This window comes from Micromonospora sp. WMMD712, assembly GCF_029581295.1.
Taxonomy (GTDB): domain Bacteria; phylum Actinomycetota; class Actinomycetes; order Mycobacteriales; family Micromonosporaceae; genus Micromonospora; species Micromonospora carbonacea.
Genome location: NZ_CP120743.1, coordinates 703,926 through 724,859 on the forward strand (window position 1 = coordinate 703,926; position 20,934 = coordinate 724,859).

22 protein-coding genes are annotated in these 20,934 nt (G+C 73.7%); 12 read left to right on the forward strand and 10 right to left on the reverse strand.

Annotation, left to right across the window (positions count from 1 at the left end; all coding sequences use genetic code 11):
- Positions 1-53: 53 nt before the first annotated feature.
- Positions 54-944 carry an aldo/keto reductase gene (locus O7633_RS02715; protein WP_282325805.1) on the forward strand — a complete coding sequence of 297 codons (891 nt, stop codon included), beginning with the start codon at positions 54-56 and terminating at the stop codon, positions 942-944.
- An 82-nt stretch (positions 945-1,026) separates the two neighbouring features.
- Here O7633_RS02715 and O7633_RS02720 read toward each other — a convergent pair whose 3' ends face one another.
- Complete coding sequence (locus O7633_RS02720; RefSeq protein ID WP_282325806.1) at positions 1,027-1,425, reverse strand: VOC family protein; 399 nt, start codon at positions 1,423-1,425, stop codon at positions 1,027-1,029.
- Between the two features lie 99 nt (positions 1,426-1,524).
- Between O7633_RS02720 and O7633_RS02725 the strand changes: the two genes are divergently transcribed.
- Positions 1,525-2,496: a YafY family protein gene (locus O7633_RS02725; RefSeq protein ID WP_282325807.1), complete on the forward strand. Its 972-nt coding sequence runs from the start codon at positions 1,525-1,527 to the stop codon at positions 2,494-2,496.
- A gap of 110 nt (positions 2,497-2,606) precedes the next feature.
- Here O7633_RS02725 and O7633_RS02730 read toward each other — a convergent pair whose 3' ends face one another.
- Complete coding sequence (locus O7633_RS02730; RefSeq protein WP_282325808.1) at positions 2,607-3,362, reverse strand: alpha/beta hydrolase; 756 nt, start codon at positions 3,360-3,362, stop codon at positions 2,607-2,609.
- 300 nt (positions 3,363-3,662) lie between these two features.
- Between O7633_RS02730 and O7633_RS02735 the strand changes: the two genes are divergently transcribed.
- The 6 genes from O7633_RS02735 to O7633_RS02760 all read left to right on the forward strand — a co-directional run bounded on the left by O7633_RS02735 (position 3,663) and on the right by O7633_RS02760 (position 9,026).
- Positions 3,663-4,358: a hypothetical protein gene (locus tag O7633_RS02735; RefSeq protein WP_282325809.1), complete on the forward strand. Its 696-nt coding sequence runs from the start codon at positions 3,663-3,665 to the stop codon at positions 4,356-4,358.
- Positions 4,355-4,708 (forward strand): transcriptional regulator, encoded by a 354-nt coding sequence (locus tag O7633_RS02740; protein ID WP_282325811.1) that lies wholly within the window; start codon positions 4,355-4,357, stop codon positions 4,706-4,708. The genes O7633_RS02735 and O7633_RS02740 overlap by 4 nt, the downstream gene beginning before the upstream one ends.
- Positions 4,709-4,785: 77 nt before the next feature.
- Positions 4,786-5,556 (forward strand): aminoglycoside phosphotransferase family protein, encoded by a 771-nt coding sequence (locus tag O7633_RS02745; RefSeq protein ID WP_282325812.1) that lies wholly within the window; start codon positions 4,786-4,788, stop codon positions 5,554-5,556.
- A 111-nt stretch (positions 5,557-5,667) separates the two neighbouring features.
- Positions 5,668-6,093 carry an Hsp20/alpha crystallin family protein gene (locus tag O7633_RS02750; RefSeq protein WP_278135219.1) on the forward strand — a complete coding sequence of 142 codons (426 nt, stop codon included), beginning with the start codon at positions 5,668-5,670 and terminating at the stop codon, positions 6,091-6,093.
- A 226-nt stretch (positions 6,094-6,319) separates the two neighbouring features.
- A complete protein-coding gene (locus O7633_RS02755) occupies positions 6,320-8,011 on the forward strand; it encodes an ABC-F family ATP-binding cassette domain-containing protein (RefSeq protein ID WP_282325816.1) in 1,692 nt (563 codons plus the stop codon).
- A gap of 13 nt (positions 8,012-8,024) precedes the next feature.
- Complete coding sequence (locus O7633_RS02760; protein WP_074476412.1) at positions 8,025-9,026, forward strand: tyrosine-type recombinase/integrase; 1,002 nt, start codon at positions 8,025-8,027, stop codon at positions 9,024-9,026.
- 4 nt (positions 9,027-9,030) lie between these two features.
- On the opposite strand, the gene O7633_RS02765 is transcribed toward O7633_RS02760, so the two are convergent.
- Positions 9,031-10,737, reverse strand: coding sequence for an acyl-CoA dehydrogenase family protein (locus tag O7633_RS02765; protein WP_282325818.1), 1,707 nt, complete (start codon positions 10,735-10,737; stop codon positions 9,031-9,033).
- 120 nt (positions 10,738-10,857) lie between these two features.
- Here O7633_RS02765 and O7633_RS02770 point away from each other — a divergent pair, with 120 nt between their 5' ends.
- Positions 10,858-11,316 carry a hypothetical protein gene (locus tag O7633_RS02770; protein ID WP_282325819.1) on the forward strand — a complete coding sequence of 153 codons (459 nt, stop codon included), beginning with the start codon at positions 10,858-10,860 and terminating at the stop codon, positions 11,314-11,316.
- A gap of 8 nt (positions 11,317-11,324) precedes the next feature.
- Here O7633_RS02770 and O7633_RS02775 read toward each other — a convergent pair whose 3' ends face one another.
- From O7633_RS02775 to O7633_RS02795, 5 genes are all read right to left on the reverse strand, one after another.
- Positions 11,325-12,122, reverse strand: a complete 798-nt coding sequence (locus tag O7633_RS02775; RefSeq protein WP_282325821.1) for an NPCBM/NEW2 domain-containing protein — start codon at positions 12,120-12,122, stop codon at positions 11,325-11,327.
- Positions 12,123-12,258: 136 nt separating this feature from the next.
- The gene (locus O7633_RS02780) at positions 12,259-12,867 is read right to left on the reverse strand and encodes a thymidine kinase (RefSeq protein WP_282328453.1); all 609 of its coding nucleotides are present in this window, start codon (positions 12,865-12,867) and stop codon (positions 12,259-12,261) included.
- A gap of 166 nt (positions 12,868-13,033) precedes the next feature.
- Positions 13,034-14,422, reverse strand: coding sequence for an MFS transporter (locus O7633_RS02785; protein WP_282325823.1), 1,389 nt, complete (start codon positions 14,420-14,422; stop codon positions 13,034-13,036).
- A gap of 18 nt (positions 14,423-14,440) precedes the next feature.
- Positions 14,441-15,208 carry a glycerophosphodiester phosphodiesterase gene (locus O7633_RS02790; protein ID WP_282325824.1) on the reverse strand — a complete coding sequence of 256 codons (768 nt, stop codon included), beginning with the start codon at positions 15,206-15,208 and terminating at the stop codon, positions 14,441-14,443.
- Between the two features lie 80 nt (positions 15,209-15,288).
- Positions 15,289-16,062, reverse strand: coding sequence for a lysophospholipid acyltransferase family protein (locus O7633_RS02795; RefSeq protein ID WP_282325825.1), 774 nt, complete (start codon positions 16,060-16,062; stop codon positions 15,289-15,291).
- A gap of 191 nt (positions 16,063-16,253) precedes the next feature.
- Between O7633_RS02795 and O7633_RS02800 the strand changes: the two genes are divergently transcribed.
- Together O7633_RS02800 and cydB are read left to right on the forward strand one after the other, a co-directional pair.
- On the forward strand, positions 16,254-17,663 hold the full coding sequence (locus O7633_RS02800) for a cytochrome ubiquinol oxidase subunit I (protein WP_282325826.1): 1,410 nt from the start codon (positions 16,254-16,256) through the stop codon (positions 17,661-17,663).
- Positions 17,664-17,677: 14 nt separating this feature from the next.
- On the forward strand, positions 17,678-18,676 hold the full coding sequence (gene cydB / locus O7633_RS02805; protein WP_282325828.1) for a cytochrome d ubiquinol oxidase subunit II: 999 nt from the start codon (positions 17,678-17,680) through the stop codon (positions 18,674-18,676).
- 103 nt (positions 18,677-18,779) lie between these two features.
- Here the strand turns inward: cydB and O7633_RS02810 are convergent, their stop codons facing one another.
- Together O7633_RS02810 and O7633_RS02815 are read right to left on the reverse strand one after the other, a co-directional pair.
- Complete coding sequence (locus O7633_RS02810) at positions 18,780-19,493, reverse strand: hypothetical protein (RefSeq protein ID WP_282325830.1); 714 nt, start codon at positions 19,491-19,493, stop codon at positions 18,780-18,782.
- Between the two features lie 66 nt (positions 19,494-19,559).
- Positions 19,560-20,021 carry a peroxiredoxin gene (locus O7633_RS02815; protein ID WP_141723902.1) on the reverse strand — a complete coding sequence of 154 codons (462 nt, stop codon included), beginning with the start codon at positions 20,019-20,021 and terminating at the stop codon, positions 19,560-19,562.
- A 114-nt stretch (positions 20,022-20,135) separates the two neighbouring features.
- Between O7633_RS02815 and O7633_RS02820 the strand changes: the two genes are divergently transcribed.
- Positions 20,136-20,864: an SDR family oxidoreductase gene (locus tag O7633_RS02820; protein WP_282325831.1), complete on the forward strand. Its 729-nt coding sequence runs from the start codon at positions 20,136-20,138 to the stop codon at positions 20,862-20,864.
- Positions 20,865-20,934 lie beyond the last annotated feature (70 nt).

The window sequence follows — 20,934 nt, forward strand, 5'->3', positions numbered from 1 at the left end:
ACCGTCGCGGAGGGCACTGGTTCGGCGCCCGGCGGGGGCCGAACCTGATGGGCATGGACACTTTGACCCTCAACAACGGCGTCCCGATGCCGGCTCTCGGCTTCAGCGTCTTCCAGAACCCGCCGGCCGAGACCCAGGCTGCGGTCGAGACCGCGCTGGCGGCCGGTTACCGGCACCTCGTCGCGGCCGCCGCCTACTTCAGCGAACCCCAGGTCGGTGCGGCGATCGCCGCCTCCGCGGTGCCCCGTGCCGAGCTGTTCCTGCAGACCAGCCTCTGGATCAGCGACTACGGTTACGACCGGACCCTGCACGGGTTCGACAAGAGCGCCCGCAAGCTCGGCGTCGACCACATCGACCTGGTCCTTCTCCATCAGCCGCTGCCGACTGCATTCGACCGTACGCGGGAGGCGTACCGCGCGCTGGAGACGCTGCTGGCCGAAGGCCGGGTCCGGGCGATCGGCGTCAGCAACTTCACGCCGGACACCTTGGACGCGCTGCTCGACACGGCCACCGTCGTGCCCGCCGTGAACCAGATCGAGGTTCACCCGTACTTCCGGCAGCCGGACACCCAGAAAGCCGGCGCCGAACGTGGCATCGTCACCCAGGCGTGGTCGCCGATCGGCGGCGTGACGTTCTATCCCGGATGGGCGGGCAGCACCAACCACAGCAGCGTGCTGGCCGACCCGGTGATCGGGGCGATCGCGGCGGCCCACGACCGCACTCCGGCCCAGGTGATGCTCCGCTGGCACCTGCAGCAGGGCCGCTCGGCGATCCCCAAGTCCGCCGATCCCGCGCGCATCCGGGAGAACCTCGACATCTTCGATTTCGTCCTCACGGCCGCCGAGCTGAACGCGATCGACGCTCTCGACACCGGCGTCCGGGGCGGCCCCGACCCCGCCCTGATCACTCTGGACACGTTCAAGGGCGAGATCCCCGAAGCCTGATAGCAGCCCGCCACCGGTGCGACGGGGCGGGCGCGGGGGGCGGCCCGCCCGGGCGGGCCGCCCCCCGCGCGACCCGGACAGGTCACCGGCCGAACCTCTCGATCGCCTCGGGGGTCACCGGGGTGAAGAAGTTGACCATGTTGCCGTCGGGGTCGCGGAAGAGCAGGGCGCGGTTTCCCCACGGCATCGTCGTGGGTTCGGTCACGACGTCCGCCACCGTGTCCTTCAGCTTTTCGTAGGCCGCGTCCACGTCGTCCACGAGAAACTCGATGATCACGGTGCGGTTGGCGGCCGGGCGGGCCGAGCCCGGCGCGAACAGCGCGACCGTGCGGGTGCTGCCGATGGCCAGCGTGCCGTGGGCGGTGCGCAACTCGGCGAAGTCCTCGTTGCCCCAGGCCGCCCGCACGCCCGTGACGGTCTCGTAGAAGCCGACGAGTCGGTCGATGTCGTCGGTGATGACGCGGATCGAGACGAAGTCCATGCCTTCTCCCTGCTCGGTGCGGATCGGATCAGAAGCGAGCCCCACGCTAGAGCGAATACTGGACAGATATGGTCCAGTATTCGCTGCTAGGGTCAGGCCGTGGCACGACCGACGGCTCAGGTGCTCACGCTGCTGGAGCTCCTACAGTCCGGCGGCGTCCGGACGATGGCCGAGCTCGCCGACCGCCTGGGCGTCGAACCGCGCACGGTGCGGCGCTACGTGGGTCACCTGGTCGACCTCGGGGTGCCGGTCGAATCGGTGCGCGGCCGCTACGGCGGCTACCGGCTCGCCGCCGGGTATCGGCTGCCGCCGCTGATGCTCAGCGACGACGAAGCCCTGGCCGTCCTGCTCGGCCTGGTCGCCGGCCGCCGCGCCGGGTTGGCGACGGCGACGGGCACGGCGGGCGAGACGGCCGCCGCGAAGATCCGACGCGTCCTGCCGGCGCGGACCGCCGAGCGGCTGGACGCCGTGCGCGAATCCCTCGCCTTCACCGCCGCACCCGACGAGCTCCCTGCGCCACAGACGGGCGTGCTGCTCACCGTCGCCGACGCGGTCCGCCACCGGCGGCCGGTCTCGTTGCACTACACCTCGGGCGACGGCCGGCGCAGCACCCGCGTTCTGCACCCGTTCGGGCTGGTCAACCATTCCGGCCGGTGGTACGTCACGGGAGCCGATCCACAGCTGGGCGAGGACCGGACCTTCCGGCTCGACCGCATCGCCGACGCGCGAACGCTGCCGGGCTCGTTCGCGCCGCCGCCCGCCGGGGACGATCCCGCACGTCGCCTGCTCGCCTCGATGGCACAGGCGCCGCGCCGGCATGCCGTGACGCTGCGGATACACGGAACAGTCGAGCAGATCCGCAGCCGGCTCCCGGCCAGCGTCGCCGAGGTGCGTGAGGACGGGGACGAGGGCTGGCAGCGCGTGGAGATCCGGGCGGAGCGCCTCGACTGGCTGCCCGCCGTCCTCGCTGCGCTCGACCTGCCCTTCGTCGTCGAACGCCCGGACGAGCTCCGCGACCGTGTCGTCGCGCTCGCCGACCGGCTGGCGGCCTCGGGACGCAGGCAGTCGTAGCACGCGACGGACCGTCGGCGCGGGAGCGCGACGTCGCGCTCCCGCTGATCGTCCGGCTCGGCGGCGTGCTCGACGCGAAGGCGGTCACCTCCGGTGCCGCGCGGCGGCGCTCACCCGGGCACCGCCGGCGACGGCAGCAGGTGCCGGGCGAAGAAACCCGCCGCGTCCTGCCCGGCGGACTGCGGGACACCGGTGTGTCCGCCCATGTTGGCGTGCAGCGTCTTCTCCGGGGAGCCGAAGGCGTCGAACAGGTCCAGGGCCGCCTGCCGGTCGTTTCCTTCGTCGTCCCACTGGAGCAGGACGTGCAACGGAATGGTGACCTGCCGGGCCTCCTCGAACATGACGCGGGGCACGAGGCTCCCGGCGAAGAGGCCGGCGGCCACGATGCGGGGCTCGACCACCGCGAGCCGGATGCCCACGGAGATCAGCCCGCCCGAGTATCCGACCGGGCCGCCGATCTCGGGCAGCGCCAGGAGGGCGTCCAGGGCGGACCGTAGTTCCGGGACCGCCCTGTCGACGAGCGGGAGGACGAGGGCGTCGATGATCTCGTCGCTGACCGGCCCGCCGGCCGCCATGGCCCGGCGCAGGTCGGCGCGGGCCTGCTCGACGGTGGCCCACCGGGGCCGGTCGCCGCTGCCGGGGAGCTCGATGGCGGCCGCGGCGAAGCCGTCCGCCACGGCGTGTCGGGCCCGGGCCGCCAGGCGGGGGTACATCCTGTGCAGTCCGAGCGGGGGGTGGCCGAGCAGGATCAGCGGGACCGGCGCGGACGCGGCGGCCGGCGTCCACAGGAGGCCGGGAACCTCGCCGAGGGCGAACTCGCGTTCGACGACGCCGCCGTCGAGGTGCCGTTCGGTGGTGAATCGCATGGTCGTGCCTTTCGGGAGTGCTCGTGAGCGGCGCTCCCGGACGACCTATCGCCCGACCGTGACCCCGGAGGGGAGCACCCATGTCGAAACGTTCACGGGTACCACCTCCTCGGTCTCTCGCACGGCCTCCCGAAAGGTATCAGCGGCCGTGGGGAGCGCCCAAACGGGTTTCGCGCACGGCGTGCTGCGCCGGTTCGCGTGAGGGCGGCACGGTTGTCGGCCGGCTGCCGGGTGCAGGCGTCGCCGGCTGGACCCGGTTCTGCACTAGCGCCAATAGGTTTGCTGTGGAAACCTATTGGCATGACTACTGAGCCGGTCACCGCCGGTGGCGACCCCCGCCGACTGCTGTCCGACATCCGCTCCCTGGCGCACCAGGTGCGCCTCGACCAACGGCTGACCTGGGCCGCCCTGCTGGTGCTGGGTGTGGTGACGCTCCTCGGAATCCCGTTCGACTGGCTCGGCATGCAGGCGCACTGCCACCCCGACACCAGCTGCGAGTTCGCTCGGCGGGGCGTGCTGTTCTACTGGCCCCCGGCGCTCCTGCTGGCCTATACCGGGATCGCCGTCTGCTACGTGCGGGCCGCCCGGTCACGGGGCCTGGGTGCCCGGGCGGTGCCGTACGCGATCGCCGGCGCCGCGACGACCGTCGTGTCCACCGCCGCTTGGGTGGCCGCAGCCCGGTACTTTCCGCATCATCCGCTGCCGGATCAGCCGCTGCCGTACTGGTGGCTGCTCCTGGACCGGCTGGTCTCACCCTGGGGCATGATCGGGATCGCGCTGGTGGTGCTGGCCCGGATCGAACGCAACATCGGGCTGCTGCTGTTCACCCTCGCCTACCTGGCCCTGGTCCTGCTGGTGCTGCCGATGAACGAGGGCTGGGGACCGGCCGGCTGGGGGCTTCAGGCCCGGTTCGCGGTGCCGCAGGTCGTCAGCGGCGCGCTGCTGCTGCTCGGCGCGGCCGGGTTCCTCCGGGCAGCCCGCAGGCGGCAGCGGTGACGGCGACGACCGGCACTCCGGACCCGGACGCGGGGCACCCGGCCAGCGGGCTGGACGAGGTGGTGCACCAGCGGGCACGGCTGGGCATCCTGACCATCGCGCACGAGGCCCGGCGGGTCGAGTTCGGCTACCTGCGCACCCACCTCGAGCTGACCGCCGGCAACCTCTCCAAGCACCTCAGCGTGCTGGAGACGGCCGGCCTGATCGAGATCCAGAAGGGCTACGAGGGACGACGCGGCCGCACCTGGATCACCCTCACCACCGCCGGAGCCACCGCCCTCGCCGACGAGATCGCGCGGCTCAAGCAGCTCATCGCCCGCGTCGAGACGACCAACGGGCCGCGACACTGAGCGGACCCACCTCTTCGGACGGTGCGCGTGCGCGGCGGGGGTGACCGTGTCGCTTGCCCGTGCACGAGGATGGGACCGTGGATCAGGAACAGCGACTGGCCGGCGGCAACACCGGCGGAGCGGTCCGCATCGGCGACACGGTACGGCGCACGCCGGGGCCGTGGACGCCGTCGGTGCACGCGCTGCTGCGGCACCTGGAGACGGTCGGCTTCGACGGGGCGCCCCGGGCGCGGGGCTTCGACGAGCACGGGCGGGAGGTCCTGTCGTTCCTGCCCGGGGAGACGGTCGGCGTCACCCGGCCGTGGCCGGCCTGGGCGCACAGCGACGACGCGCTGTGCCAGGTCGCACGGTGGCTGCGGGACCTGCACGCCGCGGTGGCGGGCTTCGTGCCGCCCGTCGGGGCGCGGTGGCGCGAGGGCGGCGTCTGGCGGCCGGGCCTGATCGTCGGGCACAACGACGCGGCCCCGTACAACGCGGCGTGGGCCGACGGGCGACTCGTCGGGTTCTTCGACTGGGACCTCGCCGCCCCGGTCACCCGCGAGTGGGACCTGGCGTTCACCGCGTTCGCCTGGGTGCCGCTGCACGCCCGGCACGTGGTGGCCGCCGAGGGGTTCACGGCGTTCGCGGACCGGCCCCGGCGGCTGCGGATGTTCCTCGACGCCTATGGCCACCCCGGGCCGGTGGGGCCGTTCGTCGAGGTGGTCCGCCAGCGGGTGGCCGCCTCGGCCGAGGACATCCGCCGCACGGCGGCGGCGGGCGACCCCGCGTACCGGTCGATGGTCGACCACGGCGTCGACGCCGCGCTGGAGACGGCGGTGCGGGAGCTGGCCGACTTCCCGGCCGGGTGAGGCGGTGTCGGGTTGACACGGCCGGCAGGGCGCGCTATCAAAGAACCAGGAACTTGAGTCACCCAGACTCAACCCGATGCCTTCGGCCAGGAGAACCGAGGAGGAACCACGATGTTGATGCGCACCGACCCGTTCCGTGAGATCGACCGGCTCGCCGAGCAGCTGCTGGGCACCAACTCCCGGCCCGCCGTGATGCACATGGACGCCTACCGCGACGGCGACTACTTCTACGCCGCGTTCGACCTGCCCGGGGTGGACCCGGACAGCATCGACTGCACCGTCGAGCGCAACGTGCTGACCGTCCGCGCGCAGCGCCGCCGCCCGACCGGCGACAACGTCGAACTCGTCGCCGCGGAGCGCCCCATGGGCACGTTCAGCCGGCAGCTGTTCCTCAGCGACACCCTCGACACCGACCGCCTCGAGGCGGGCTACGACAACGGGGTGCTGACCCTGCGCATCCCCGTGGCCGAGCGGGCCAAGCCCCGCCGGGTGGCCATCGCCACCAGCGGCAACGGCCACCGGCAGATCGACGCCTGACCCACCCCGACCGCACCGCCGCCGCCACGCACCGGCCAAATCCGGTCGCGGGCGGCGGCCGGGGGTGCCAGACTCGACGGCGTCCTGCGCAGCCGAGACACCGGAGCCGACCAGCACATGTGATCCCGCAGGCCGCGGCCGGGCCGAGGAGCCCCGCCGCCACGCGCACCGACCGGCCGCCCGTCGTGGGCGCGCCGGCCCGCCTGCCGTCCCGCGGAGGATCACCGTGTTGAAGGCCGTATCCGTCAGCAAGCAGTACGACGCCGAGCCGCTGTTCACCGGCGTCGACCTCATCGTCAACGCCGGCGACCGGGTCGGCCTGGTCGGCCCCAACGGGGTCGGCAAGTCCACCCTCCTGCGGGTGCTCACCGGGGCCGAGCCGCCGTCGACCGGGCACGTCGCCGTCACCCCCGGCACCCGGATCGGCTACTTCGCCCCGCAGCCGCCCGACCCGACGGTCACCGTCGGGCAGTTCCTCGCCGCCGGCCTCGGCGAACTGGGCCGGCTCGACCGGCGGCTGCGGGCCCTGGAACGGCGGCTGGCCGGCGGGGACACCGCCGCCCTGGACGCCTACGGCGAGGCGCAGGACCGCTTCGCCGCCCTGGACGGGTGGCGGGCGCAGGCCCGGCTGGCCGAGGCCCGCCAGCGCCTCGACGTGGCCGACCTGCCCGACGACGCGCCGCTGCACCACGTCAGCGGCGGCGAGCAGGCCCGGCTGACCCTGGCCCGGGTGCTCCTGGACACCCCGGACCTGCTGATCCTCGACGAACCGACCAACCACCTCGACGCCGACGGCATCGCCTGGCTCGGCGGCTGGCTCGCCGCGTTCGACGGCGGCGTGCTGGTGGTCAGCCACGACCGGGCGTTCCTCGACCGCACCGTCACCCGCATCGTAGAACTCGACGGCATCCACGACACACCGCAGACGTACACCGGCGGGTACACCGCCTACCGGGCGGAGAAGACCCGCCGCTGGCAGCGGCTGCTGCTGGACTACGAGGCACAGGAGAAGACCCACCAGCGGCTGCTGGCCGACATCGCCCGCACCAGGGAACACGCGCGCGGGGTGGAGCTGACGGTGCGCCGCGGCCTCGGCGCCGACCAGGCGCGCCGTTACGCGAAGAAGGTCGCGCGCAAGGCCACGGCGCGGCAGCGGCGGCTACGCCGGCAGATGGATTCGCTGCGGTGGCTGGCGCAGCCGCAGACCCGCCCGACGCTGACCCTGACGTTGCCCGACCCGGCCGGCGACGACGGCCGGGACGTGCTCGCCGCGCGGGGCGTGGGCGCCCGCGCCGGCGACCGGTCCCTGTTCGCGGGCGTGGACCTGCGGCTGCGCGCCGGCGACCGGGTGCTGCTCACCGGCGACAACGGGGCCGGCAAGACCACGCTGCTGCGCATCCTCGCCGGCCTGCGCGACCCCGACGCCGGCCGGGTCGACCGCGGCGCGCCGGTGGCGCTGCTGCCGCAGACCCACGACGCGCTGCGCACCGACGTCGCGGTGCTGACGTGGTTCCGCTCCCAGGTGCCCGTGTACGTCGACGAGGCCGAACGGCTGCTCGACGCGCACCTGTTCGGCCCGGAGCAGTGGGACCAGCCGCTGCGGCTGCTGTCGGCCGGGGAGCTGCGCCGGCTGGTGCTGGCGGTCATGGTGAACGGCCCGGCGCGGGTGCTGCTGCTCGACGAGCCCACGAACTTCCTCGACTTCGACTCCCTGGACGTGGTGCAGGAGGCGCTGCGCGCGTACCGGGGCACGGTGGTGCTGGTGACCCACGACGTGTGGTTCGCCGACGCGGTCGGCTACGACCGGCGGTGGCGGGTCGGCGGCGGCGGGGTCGACGAGCAACCGGCGGACGGCGGCGGGCGGCCGGGTCGGGAAACCCCTCGGGCGCGCCTCACCGCCGACACGCACGGAGGCTGAGAACCTTTCACCCATGCTTCGTCCCGAGTTCCCGGTGCTGCCGCGTGGCGTGGCCCGACCGGCCCTGCGCGGGGCCGGTCCGGGTGACTTCACCGAGGCGTGGCTGCGTAACCGCCGGTTGTCCGAACACACCCGCGACGCGTACCGGCGGGACGTGTCGGGATGGCTGGCGTGGTGCCGGGCGCGGGAGCTGGACCCGCTGCGGGCGAACTTCCTCGACGTCAACGCCTACGGCCGGGAGCTGGAGGCGACCCCGGCGGCGCGCAGCGGCCGGCCGTTGACCCCGGCGACGGTGGCCCGCAAGCTGTCGGCCCTGTCGAGCTGGTACGACTTCCTGGTCAAGCTGCGGGCGGTGGAGGCGAACCCGGTGACGGCCGCCGACCGGCCCCGCGTCGACCGGGACCACTCCTCGACGGTCGGGTTGACCCCGCAGGAGGTGGACGCGCTGCTGGCCGCCGCGCAGGCCGAGACGGGGCCGACGGCGGCCCGTAACCGGGCGGCGGTGGCGCTGCTGGCCGACCTCGGGTTGCGGGTGGGGGAGCTGGTGTCGCTGGACGTGTCGGACCTGGGCGCGGAGCGGGGGCACCGCAGTGTCCGGTTCGTCGGCAAGGGCGGCAAGCCGCGGCGGCGGGCGCTGACCCCGTCGACGGCGTACGAGGTGGACGCCTACCTCGCGCAGCGGGCGGCGGCGCGGGGGGTGGGCGTCCACGAGGTGACCGGGCCGCTGCTGGTCACCGCGACCGGCGCGCGGCTGGACCGGCACTCGGTGTTCCGGCTGGTGCGGCGGCTGGCCCGGGTGGCGGGCATTCCGGCGTGGGAGAAGCTGTCGCCGCACTCGCTGCGGCACGCGTTCGCCACGACGGCCCGCGCGGAGGGGGTGCCGTTGGAGGACGTGCAGGACGCGATGGGCCACGCCGACCCGCGCACCACCCGCCGCTACGACCGGGACCGGCACAACCTGGACCGCGACCCGGCGTACGCGATCTGGGCGGCGCGGGCCCGGCGGCGCGCCTGACGCGTCAGCAGAGCAGGTCGAAGTGGCGGTGGGCGTCGGCGGAGATGTCGTCGTGGCGCAGCCGCCGCCGCGCCCACAGCTCGGCGGCGACGCGGGCCTGCTCGTCGCCCCACGCGGCGTGTTCGACGAGCAGGGCGCAGGTCGTCGCCGCCGCCAGGCGCAACGCCAACGCGCGGGCGCCGGCGACGACGCCGGTGGCGCGCGGGTCGGCGACGACGGCGGCGAGGGCGGCGGTCAGCTCCCCGGTGACGTCGGCGAGGGTGTCAGCCAGGACGGGTGACAGCGGCCGGGCCAGGTCGACGGCGGCGGCGAGGCGGCGCAGCAGGGGCGCGTCGGCGTTCTCGCGGGCGACGGCGCGCAGCACGTCCAGGGCGAGGACGTTGGTGGTGCCCTCCCAGATGGGCAGGACCTGCGCGTCGCGCAGCAGCCGGGGCACGCCGGTGTCCTCGACGTACCCGGCGCCGCCGAACGCCTCCACGTACTCGCTGGCGCAGGCCACGGCGAGGCGGCCGGTGGCGAGCTTCGCCAGGGGCGCGACGACCCGCAGCTCGGCGGCGGCGTCCACGTCGGCGTCGACCTCGACGCGGCCCAGCAGCGCGAACGCGTGCCCGGCCAGGGCGAACGCGGCGGCGGCGTCGACGGCGAGCGCGCCGAGGGTGGCCCGGTGCAGCGGACTGTCGGCGAGGCGTCCCCCGGCGACGGCGCGGGCGGTGGCGTAGGCGCGGGCGTAGTCGAGGCCCCGGCGGATCCCGCCGGCCGCGGCGGCGGCGTTGTGCACCCGGGTCACCACCACCAGGGTCATCACCCGGGCCAGGCCGGGCACGTCCGGGTCACCCAGCGGCAGCGCGTACGCGTCGGTCAGGCCGATCTCGGCGGTCGGCAGCGCCCACGTACCCAGCTTGTCCTTGAGCCGGTGCACGGTGACGCCGGGGGCGGGCGAGTCGGCGGCGACGGTGACCCCGGACAGGGGCGAGTCGGCGGCGTAGCGGGGCACCAGGAACGGGGCGAGCACCCGGCTGCCCCGCCCGGCCCCCTCGGGTCGGGCCAGGGCCACCGCCATCGGCGCGTCGGCGGCGGAGCAGAACCACTTCTGCCCGGTCAGCCGCCACGACCCGTCGGCGGCGGGCCGGCCGATGGTGCTGGACCCGGACAGGTCGGAGCCGCCCTGCGACTCGGTCATCCACTGCCCGGACACGATCGCCGTGCCGGGGTCGGTGGAGGTCAGCCGGGGCAGCCACGCGTCGCGCACGCCCGCGTCGACGTCGGGCAGGCTCAGCAGCGCCGCCGCCCCGTCGGCCATGGCCACCGGGCAGGAGAACGTGGCCGACTCCGGCCCGTACAGGTGCAGCAGGGCGTGTTGGACGACCCGCGCGCCGGCCCCCCACCGCTGCCGCGCGGACGCCTGGTAGGGCAGGGCGACCACGGCGTGCCGGGCGGCGGCGGCCCGTTGGGCCTGCCACCCGGCGGAGGTGTCGATGCGGTCGACGCGCGCGCCCCACGGGTCGTAGCGGACCAGGACCGGCGGGTGGGCCTCGGCGTCGGCGTGCGCGGCGCGCAGCGGCCCGGCCACGTCGGCGGCCAGGTCGACCAGCCGGGGCTGCGCGGCGTCGTGCCCGGCCGGGCCGAGCAGGCGGCGCAGCCAGGACCGCAGCAGCGCATCGCCGGTGTACGGGTCGTCGGGGGTGGGCACCGGCTGCACGTAACGGGTCATCGTCGCCTCGCCTCCGCAGGGTCGTGTCCGTGTGCCGCCGACCGTAGACGATGCGGCCGGGCGGGGCGACCCGGGGCGAGTGCCTGCGCGGTGGCGGCGGATGGGCCTACGGTCGACGTGATGGGCGGTGGCCAGCAGTGGACGCGGCCGGCGCGGCGGGGCCGGCCGGCGCGCACCGGGCTGCTGGCCGCCGGCGCGGGGCTGGGGCTGTGCCTGGTGGGGGTGGCCGGGCTGGGCGCGTGGAACGTGCAGATGCTGGCCGGGGCCGGCGACCAGGTCCGCGACAGCGCCGACGGGTTTCTGCGGGAGGTCGCCGCGGGCGACGCGGAGCGGGCCTACGAGCGGCTGTGCGCGCCGTCGCGCAGCCGGTGGAGCGCGGCCGGGTTCGCCGCCTGGGTGCGCACGCCGCCGGTGGTCACCGGCTACGAGGTCGTCGACGTGTCGGTGCGCACCAAGGGGGGCCGGCCGACCGGGACGGTGCGCGCCCGGCTGACCCGCGACGGCGGCGCGGGCGAGGAACGCACGGTGCCGATGGCGCAGGAGGACGGCGACTGGCGGGTCTGCGGCGACCCGTTCTGACCGACCGTCTACCGCAGGACCGCCTCGCCCCACACCGCCGTGTCACCACAGGGGGTGATGCCGATGCTGTCGACCTCCAGCGTCAGCCGTAGCCCGTTGCTGACGCCGACATCCACCGTGGCGGTCTCACCGAGACGCAGGTCGCGCTGGAACAGCACCTTGCGGTCGACGAGCACCCGGAAGCGGGTGTGCGCGTCGTCCGGGGCGTCGTCGGGCAGGCCGATGGTGGACCGCAACCGCGAGTAACGCCTGCCGAGATGGAACGACTCGGTCGGATCGTCCGTCGACGAGCAGGTGGAGCCGATGACGCTACGCGGGTGCGGTGTGCCGTCGACGGTGGCCGCGCCGTGCCGCCAACCACGGCCGCCGTCGACGGCTGCCAGGTCGGCCAGCCAGGTCTCCACCGGGGTGTCGGCTGTCGGCGCGCCCGGGGTGGGGCTGTTCGTCGTCGGGCCGGTCGAGGGGGACGCGGCCGTCGTCGGGCCGGCCGGGTGGGACGCGGCCGTCGTCTGCTGTGCCGGGCCGGCTGGTGGGGACGGCCGCAGGGCGTACCCGAAGATCCCCGCGCCGACGACGGCGACGGCCAGGCCCATCACCGCCGTACGGTCGACCGGCTGGCCCAGCCGCCGCACCAGCAGATAGCTGCCGGCCAGGACGGCACCCAGGCTGCCTGCCCAGACGATCGGTCTGCCGCCGCCGGCCAGCAGCGCGGCCACCGCCGCCACGTCGGCGGCCACGCCGACGCCCTGTGGCAGCAGCCGGGACCGGGGCGTGGACGTGGCGTCGCCCGTCGTCGCGGTCGTCATGCGAATCTCCTCACCGGTCGGCTTCGCGTATCGGACCGGGGCAGTTCTACCAAAGTCCACGCCGTGCCGGGGTGCCGCCACGACGGCGAGGCCGGCGATCGGCAGGACAGCCGGGCGGGCTGTCGCGCATCCGACTTCAGTCGCGGGGGCCCAGCTCGCCGGCGCGGTAGTGCCGCCGGCACAGCACCTGGTAGCGCACCTCGGCGGTGTCCACGGTGTCGCCGATGACGACCTGTTCGCCCTCGCGCACGACCCGGCCGTCGATGACGCGGGCGTTGAGCAGCCCCTCGCGGCCGCACCAGCACAGCACCTCGACCTGGATGCGGGCGACGGAGTCGGCGAGTTCGAACAGCCGCCGGGCGGCGGGGAACAGGCAGGACCGGAAGTCGGTGGCCAGGCCGAACGCGTACACGTCGACGTCGTAGTTGTCGACGAGGTCGGCCATCTGCTCGACGTGTTCGAGGTCGTAGAAGGACGCCTCGTCGCAGATGAGGTAGTCCACGCGCACCCCCTCGGCCCAGGCGTCGTTGACCAGGTCGCGCAGGTCGAGGCCGTCGGTGACCTCGATCGCGGCGTGGGCCAGGCCGATGCGGGTGGTGACCTGCGGCCCCAGGGACCGGTCGATGCGGGTGGTGACCAGGCCGCGGCGGCCCTGCCGGGCGTGGTTGTGGTTCATCTGCAGGGCCATCGTGGACTTGCCGCAGTCCATCGGCCCCCAGAAGAACCGCAGGGCGGCGGCGTGCAGCGGACGGCCGTCGACGCCCCGGGTGGCCGCGCAGCCGCGGCGGGGGTCGTCGTCCGGGCCCGGGAGGGGCCGGGCCAGGCAGATCGGGGCGGCAGCGGCGTCGTCGGTCACGTCGGGGCAGCCTAGCCGATCGAGCGCCGCCGATCGGCCCGGCGCGCGTGCCGCCCTACAGCACCCGCGGCGGGGTGTTGCCCGCGGCGACGATCGCCCGGCGGATCGGCACGGCGGCCAGCAACACGAACCCGACCACGAAGAAGATCAGCAGGGAGACCAGGCCCACCCGGTAGGAGGCGGTGAGCTGGAACACCAGCCCGAACGCCAGGGGCCCGAGCCAGCTGGTGCCCTTGTCGCTGATCTCGTAGAAGCCGTAGTACTCGCCTTCCTTGCCGGCGGGGATGAGCTGGCTGAACAGCGACCGGCTCAACGCCTGGCTGCCGCCGAGGACCAGCCCGATGGCCCCGCCGAGGATCATGAACGGCAGCGGCGCCTCGGCGGGCAGCCGGAACGCGGCGACGATCACCCCGGTCCACAGCACGAGGCTGAGCAGCACCGTCTTCCACGCCCCGATGCGCCGGGCCAGCGCGCCCAGGGCCAGCGCCCCGCCGAAGGCGAGGAACTGCACCAGCAGGATGGTGGTGATCAGGGTGCTCTGCCCCAGCCGCAGCTCCTCGGTGCCGTACTGGCTGGCCAGGGTGATCACGGTCTGGATGCCGTCGTTGTAGACCAGGAACGCCAGCAGGAAGAACAGCGTCAACGGGTACGCCTTGACCTCGCGCAGGGTGCGGCCGAGCTGCCGGAACCCGTCGGTGAGCACGTTGCCGCCGCCGGCGGACGCGGCGGCGGCGGAGCGCTCGCGCAGCCAGCGCAGCGGCACGAGGGTGAACACCGCCCACCACACCCCGGCCGACACGATCGACCAGCGGGCCAGGTCCAGGGTGCGCTGCGGGTCGCCCTCCTCGGCGAGCATGGTCACCGCGACGAGGTTCGCGGCCAGCAGCAGGCCGCCGCCGAGGTAGCCGATGGCCCAGCCGCGGCTGGAGATGCCGTCGCGTTCGTCGGGGCCGCCCAGCTGCGGCAGGAACGAGTTGTAGACCACCACGGCCGCCCCGAAGGCGATGTTGGCCACCAGGAACAGCACCCCGCCGAGCAGGTACCGCTCGCCGGTGACGAACGCGAACGCGATCGTCGCCCCCGCGCCGGTGAACGCCGCCGCGCCCAGCAGCCGCTTCTTGTGCGCCGACCGGTCGGCGACCGCGCCGACCACCGGCAGCACGAACACGGTCAGGAACACCGACAGGGAGATCAGGTACGGGTAGTAGGAGCCGGCGGCGACCCGGATGCCCAGCGGGTGCACGTACCCGTCGCAGGTGTCGGCGCCCAGCTCGCAGCCGGCGGCCAGCTCGGTGACGGTGGTCAGGAACGGGCCGAGGAACACGGTGATCACGGTCGTCTGGAACGCCGAGTTCGCCCAGTCGTAGAGGTACCAGCCGCGCCGCTCACGGGCGGTGCTGGCAGGCGGCGGGGACGCCACGTCGGGGGTGACCGTCTCGGCCATCGGTTTCCTCCGCCGATCTCAGGCGGCCCAGTGGCCGCGGCTGCGGTAGACGTCGCGCAGCACGCCGACGTGATCGGTCATGATGCCATCCACCCCAAGATCAAGTAACTCGTGCATCTCGGCAGGTTCGTCGATCGTCCAGACGTGCACGTGCAACCCCAGCCCGTGCGCGTACGCGAGGAACCGGCGGTCGACCACGGGCACCCGGCCGAAGCGGGGCGGCACCTGCGCCGCCACCACCGACGGGTGCAGCCGCACCGGCCGCCCGTGCAGCGACGCCACCCGCAGCCGGGCCACCCCGCGCGCGCCCAGCCCCGTGGCGACCCGCCCGTGCGTGGCCGCCCGCAGCCGGGCCAGCCGGGCGTCGCTGAACGAGGCCAGCAGCACCCGGTCGGCGGCGGCCGCTCGCCCCAGCGCGGCGACGGTCGGCGCGACCGCCCCGTCGGCCTTCACGTCGACGTTGAACCGCACCTGCGGCCAGGCGCCGAGCACGTCGTCGAGGCGCGGCACCACGGCCGCCCCGCCGACACGCACCGACGCCAGGTCCGCCCAACGCAGGTCCGCGACGCGCCCCGGCTGCCCGGTGACCCGCCGCAGGGTCGCGTCGTGGAACACCACGGCCACCCCGTCGGCGGTGGCGTGCACGTCGGTCTCGACGTACCGGTAGCCGAGGCCGACGGCACGGGCGAACGCCTCGGCGGTGTTCTCGTCGCCGTGGGCCGCGCCGCCGCGGTGGGCGAACGCCAGCGGCGCGGGCGCGTCGAGATAGGCGGCGGGCGAGGGCACGCCCGGCAGTATGCCCCGCCGGGGCCCACGCCGGATGGCCGGCAGGTGACCGGCGGGCCACGCCGACACCTCGGGAGGCGTCAGGGCAGCCGGCGGCGGTGCGCCCGGGAGGTGTCGACAGGCCGGCCCGGGTCGACGTGGCGCGGCACGTCGGGCTCGTCGGGGCGCAGCGGCACCAGCGTGTCGGTGATCGCGTCGATGATCCGGTCGGTGACCCGCCGGGCCGCCCCCGGCGCGTCGGCGGCCACGTCGCCCAGCACGACCGGGTCGCCGAAACGCACCCGCACCACCGGCCGCCGGCACACCGCCCGAGCCACGGCGCGCAGCATGCCCTTCGGCGCCCGGTACGGCAGCACCTCGTGCGAGCCCCACTGCGCCACGGGCACGACCGTCGCGCCGCTGGCCAGGGCGAGCCGGGCGGTGCCCGTCTTGCCGCGCTCGGGCCACAGGCCCGGGTCCAGCCCGATGCGGCCCTCCGGGTACACCAGGATCACCGACCCGGCCGCCACGGCGCGCGCCGCGTCGTCCAGGGCCCGGTGCACTGCCGCGGTGCCCCGGTCGACGCGCAGGTGCCCGGCGTGCCGCATCGCCGCCCCCAGCAGTGGGGCGCGGAACAGCCCGCCGGTGGCCATGATCCGGGGGGAGACGCCGCGGGCGCGGCACGCGGCGGCCAGCACGAGCGGGTCGAAGGGGCTCAGGTGGTTGGCCGCCAGGATCAGCGGCCCCCGGCGCAGCCCGTCGGGCACGTCGCCGGTGACCTCCAGGCGGGCCAGGGCGCCGACGACGGCGCGGGCGAGCAGTTGGGCGCCGCGCCAGATCAGGGGCGGCTGCCAGCGGGCGGTGGGCGTGTCCATCAGCGGTCGATGGTCGCACGCCCGCGCCAGGGGCGGGGGAGAGGGGAGCGCGACTCCCGCAGGGCCGCCCGGCCGAGGTGATCAAGGTCATTGGTCCCGGGTCGGTCCGGGACCTCCGCCCCTGCCGAATCGTCTACGACGACGAGTAGTATCTACTACGTCTCGTAGTATGAAAGGCTGGGGGGTTCCAGGTGGACGCGTTGGACGTCGCCCGCTGGCAGTTCGGTGTCACCACCGTCTACCACTTCCTGTTCGTGCCGCTGACCATCGGCCTGTCCGTGCTCGTCGCCATCCTCCAGACCATGTGGCACCGCACCGGCAACGAGCGCTACCTCAAACTCACCAAATTCTACGGAAAACTCTTCCTCATCAACTTCGCCATGGGCGTCGTCACCGGCATCGTCCAGGAATTCCAGTTCGGCATGAACTGGAGCGACTACTCCCGCTTCGTCGGCGACATCTTCGGCGCACCCCTGGCCATCGAAGCCCTCGTCGCCTTCTTCCTCGAATCCACCTTCATCGGCCTGTGGATCTTCGGCTGGGACCGCCTGCCCAAACGCCTCCACCTCGCCGCGATCTGGGCCGCCGCCATCGGCACCAACCTGTCGGCCTACTTCATCCTCGCCGCCAACTCGTTCATGCAGAACCCCGTCGGCTACCGCATCAACCCCGACACCGGCCGCGCCGAACTCACCGACTTCCTCGCCGTCCTCACCAACAAGGTCGCCCTCGTCACCTTCCCCCACACCCTCGCCGGATCCTTCCTCGTCGCCGGCTCCCTCGTCGTCACCGTCGGCCTCTGGCACGTCATGCGCAACCGCGACAGCGCCGACACCGGCGCCTACCGCTTCGCCACCAAGTTCGGCTCCTGGGTGGTCCTGGTCTCCTCGGCGCTCGTCCTGCTCACCGGCGACATCCAAGGCAAGATCATGACCGAGGTGCAGCCCATGAAGATGGCCGCCGCCGAAGGCCTCTACACCACCGAAAGCCCCGCCTCGTTCTCCGTGCTCACCGTCGGCAGCCTCGACGGCAGCCGCGAGATCTTCGCCCTCAAGATCCCCTACCTGCTGTCGTTCCTCGGCACCGGCGACCCCCACGGCACCGTCCAGGGCATCAACGACCTCCAGGCCCAATACGCCACCCAGTACGGCCCCGGCGACTACGCCCCCATCATCCCCGTCACCTACTGGAGCTTCCGCTTCATGATCGGCCTCGGCCTCGCCGCCGCCGCCATCGCCCTGCTCGTGCTCTGGAGCCAACGCAAGAACCGCACCCCCACCAGCCGCTGGCTCCTGCGCGCCACCCTCGCCATGCCCGCCCTGCCCCTGCTCGCCAACTCCTTCGGCTGGATCTTCACCGAGATGGGCCGCCAACCCTGGATCGTCTTCGGCGAAATGCTCACCCGCAACGGCGTCTCCCGCACCGTCTCCCTCACCGAAGTCCTCACCTCCTTCACCGCCTTCACCCTCATCTACGCCACCCTCGCCGTCATCGAATTCAAACTCCTCCTGCGCTACGCCAAAGCCGGCGTACCCGAACCCACCCCCGAACCCGAACCCACCGACGACGACACCGAGCGCCCGCTCGCCTTCGCCTACTGACCCGGAGCCCCACCGTGGAACTCACCACCATCTGGTTTCTCCTCGTCGCCGTGCTCTTCACCGGCTACTTCATCCTCGAAGGCTTCGACTTCGGCGTCGGCATGCTCCTACCCGTCCTCGGCCGCGACGACCGCGAACGCCGAGTCCTCATCAACACCATCGGCCCCGTCTGGGACGGCAACGAGGTCTGGCTCATCACCGCCGGCGGCGCCATGTTCGCCGCCTTCCCCGAGTGGTACGCCACCCTCTTCTCCGGCTTCTACCTGCCCCTGCTGCTCATCCTGCTCGCCCTCATCGCCCGCGGCGTCGCCTTCGAATACCGCCACAAGCGCCCCGAACCCACCTGGAAACGCCGCTGGGACCACGCCATCTTCTGGGGCTCCGCCATCCCCGCCCTCCTGTGGGGCGTCGCCTTCGCCAACATCTTCCGCGGCGTACCCCTGGACGCCGACCACGAATACGTCGGCGGCCTACTCGACCTGCTCCACCCCTACGCCCTGCTCGGCGGCCTGACCACCCTCGGCCTCTTCCTCACCCACGGCGCCGTCTTCCTCGCCCTCAAGACCACCGGCGACATCCGCCACCGCGCCCGCGCCCTCGCCGTCAAACTCGGCGTCGGCACCGCCGTCGCCGCCGTCGCCTTCCTCACCTGGACCCTCACCATCCGCGCCAACACCGCCGCCATCACCCTCGCCGCCGGCGCCGCCATCGCCCTCCTCGGCGGCCTCGCCGCCGCCCGCGCCCGCCGCGAAGGCTGGGCCTTCACCGGCACAGCCCTCGCCATCGCCCTCGCCGTCGCCACCCTCTTCACCGCCCTGTTCCCCAACGTCATGCCCTCCACGCTGGACCCCGCCGGCACCCTCACCGCCACCAACGCCGCCTCCACCCCCTACACCCTCAAGATCATGACCTGGGTGGCGGTCATCTTCACCCCCATCGTCCTGGCCTACCAAGGCTGGACCTACTGGGTCTTCCGCAAGCGCATCGGCGTCACCCACATCCCCACCCACTGACCACCCACCCCGGGACCGGCGCGACCCCCCACGCGCCGGCCCCCACACACCACACCGCCCCCGCCGCGACAGCGACGGGGGCGGACACGGGGGAGAGGCACCATCAACCCGCCTCGCGCAACTCCGCCAACCGCGCCTCGATCTCCGCCAACTCCGCCCGCAACTTCTCCGCCTGCTGCTCCGCCTCCGCCCGCTCCGCCGCCAGAATCTGCTCCACCGCCTCCTGCACCCCCGGAACATCCACCAACGCCACCATCCGCAACGCCTCCGCCGGCTTCACCACATACGGCTTCGCCAACGCCTTCGCACCCTGCTGCGCCGCCACCGTCCACTCACCCTCCGCATACGCCAACGTCACCGTCAACCCCGCCGGCCCCTTCGGCTTCACCACCTTCGCCGCCTTCACCGGCCGACGCGCCGGCTTCGCCTCCGCCAACTCCTGCTCCTCCACCCTCGGCTCCTCCCGCCGCTGCGCCGGCACCCGCGGCGTGTCCAACACGAACTCCGGCTCCACCGCCACCGGCCCAGGATCCGGCTCCGGCTGCGCCTCCGCCGCCACAACAGCCGCCTTCCGACCCGCCCCCCGCGGCGCCACCGCCACATCGGCAGGGGAGAACGGCAACTCGTCACGCCCGAACCGCACCACCACGAACTCGTCCGACACCGCCGGATCCGTCAACTCCACCACCTGACCCACCTGACCGGCGATCTGACCAGCCGACGACGTGAACACCACCCTCGGCTTCCGGCCCGCCGCCAACGCCTCCCGGATGCTCTGCACCTCGTCAGTGGACAACCCCTGGCCCGCGGCAACCATCACAACCCTCTTCCGTACACCTGTCTGATCCTGCCTTGATACCAGCCCACCCCGACACCGAGAAGATCAACCCCCCAACGCCCGCAACGCCCGATCCGCATGCTCGTTCATCCCCAACTCGCTGTGCACCACCTCCACCACCCGCCGATCCACCCCGATCACGAACGTCATCCGCCGCGTGCTCAACGGCCCCAACGGCAACCGCCGCAACACCCCGAACCGCCGCGCCACCACACCGTCGACATCCGACAACAACGGATAGTCGAACCCGTGCAACCGCGAGAACTCCGCCTGCCGCTCCACCACGTCCCGACTGATCCCCACCCGAGACGCACCCACCGCCGCGAACTCCGCCGCCAGATCCCGGAAATGACAACTCTCCGCCGTGCACCCCCGCGTCATCGCCGCCGGATAGAAGAACAACACCACCGGCCCCGACGCCAGAAACTCCGACAACCGCCGCGGCGCACCCGTCTCGTCCGGCAACTCGAAATCCTCGACCAGGTCACCGACCCGCACACCCGCCACCACGACCACCCCTCTGCACGAACCGACGCCGGCAGCGTAAGCGATCACACCCGCCACCGCCCCCACGACGCCACCGGTAACGTCACCACCACACACCCGGGGGAGGACCACCCGATGCCACCCGTCACCATCGTCACCGGCGGCAGCCGCGGCATCGGCGCCGCCACCGCCCGCCGCCTCGCCCACGCCGGCCACCACGTCGCCATCGCCTACCGCCGCGACCACACCGCCGCCACCACCGTCGTCGCCGACATCCACGCCACCGGCCGAACCGCCCTCGCCGTCCAAGCCGACACCACCGACCCCGCCGCCGTCACCCACCTCTTCGACACCGCCGCCACCCTCGGCCCCCTCACCGGCCTGGTCAACAACGCCGGCGTCACCAGCCCCATCGGCCCCCTGGCCGACCTGCGCGCCGAAGACCTACGCCACGTCGTCGACGTCAACCTCATCGGGTACGTCCTCTGCGCCCAACAAGCCGCCCGCCGCCTCACCCGAGGCGGCGCCATCGTCAACGTCTCCTCCGCCGCCGCCACCCTCGGCAGCCCAGGGGAGTACGTCCACTACGCCGCCGCCAAAGCCGCCACCGACACCCTCACCATCGGCCTCGCCAAGGAACTCGCCCCCCACGGCATCCGCGTCAACGGCGTCGCCCCCGGCATCATCCGCACCGACCTGCACGCCATCTCCGGCGCACCCGACCGCGCCGACACCGCCGCCGACCGCATCCCCCTCGGCCGCGCCGGCGAACCCGACGAGATCGCCGCCGCCATCGCCTGGCTGCTCAGCCCCGACGCCAGCTACGCCACCGGCACCGTCCTGCGCGTCTCCGGCGGCCTCTGACCACCACACCCCGCCACCACCCGCACGACGCGGGCCGCCACCCCGACCGGGGGCGGCGGCCCACCACACA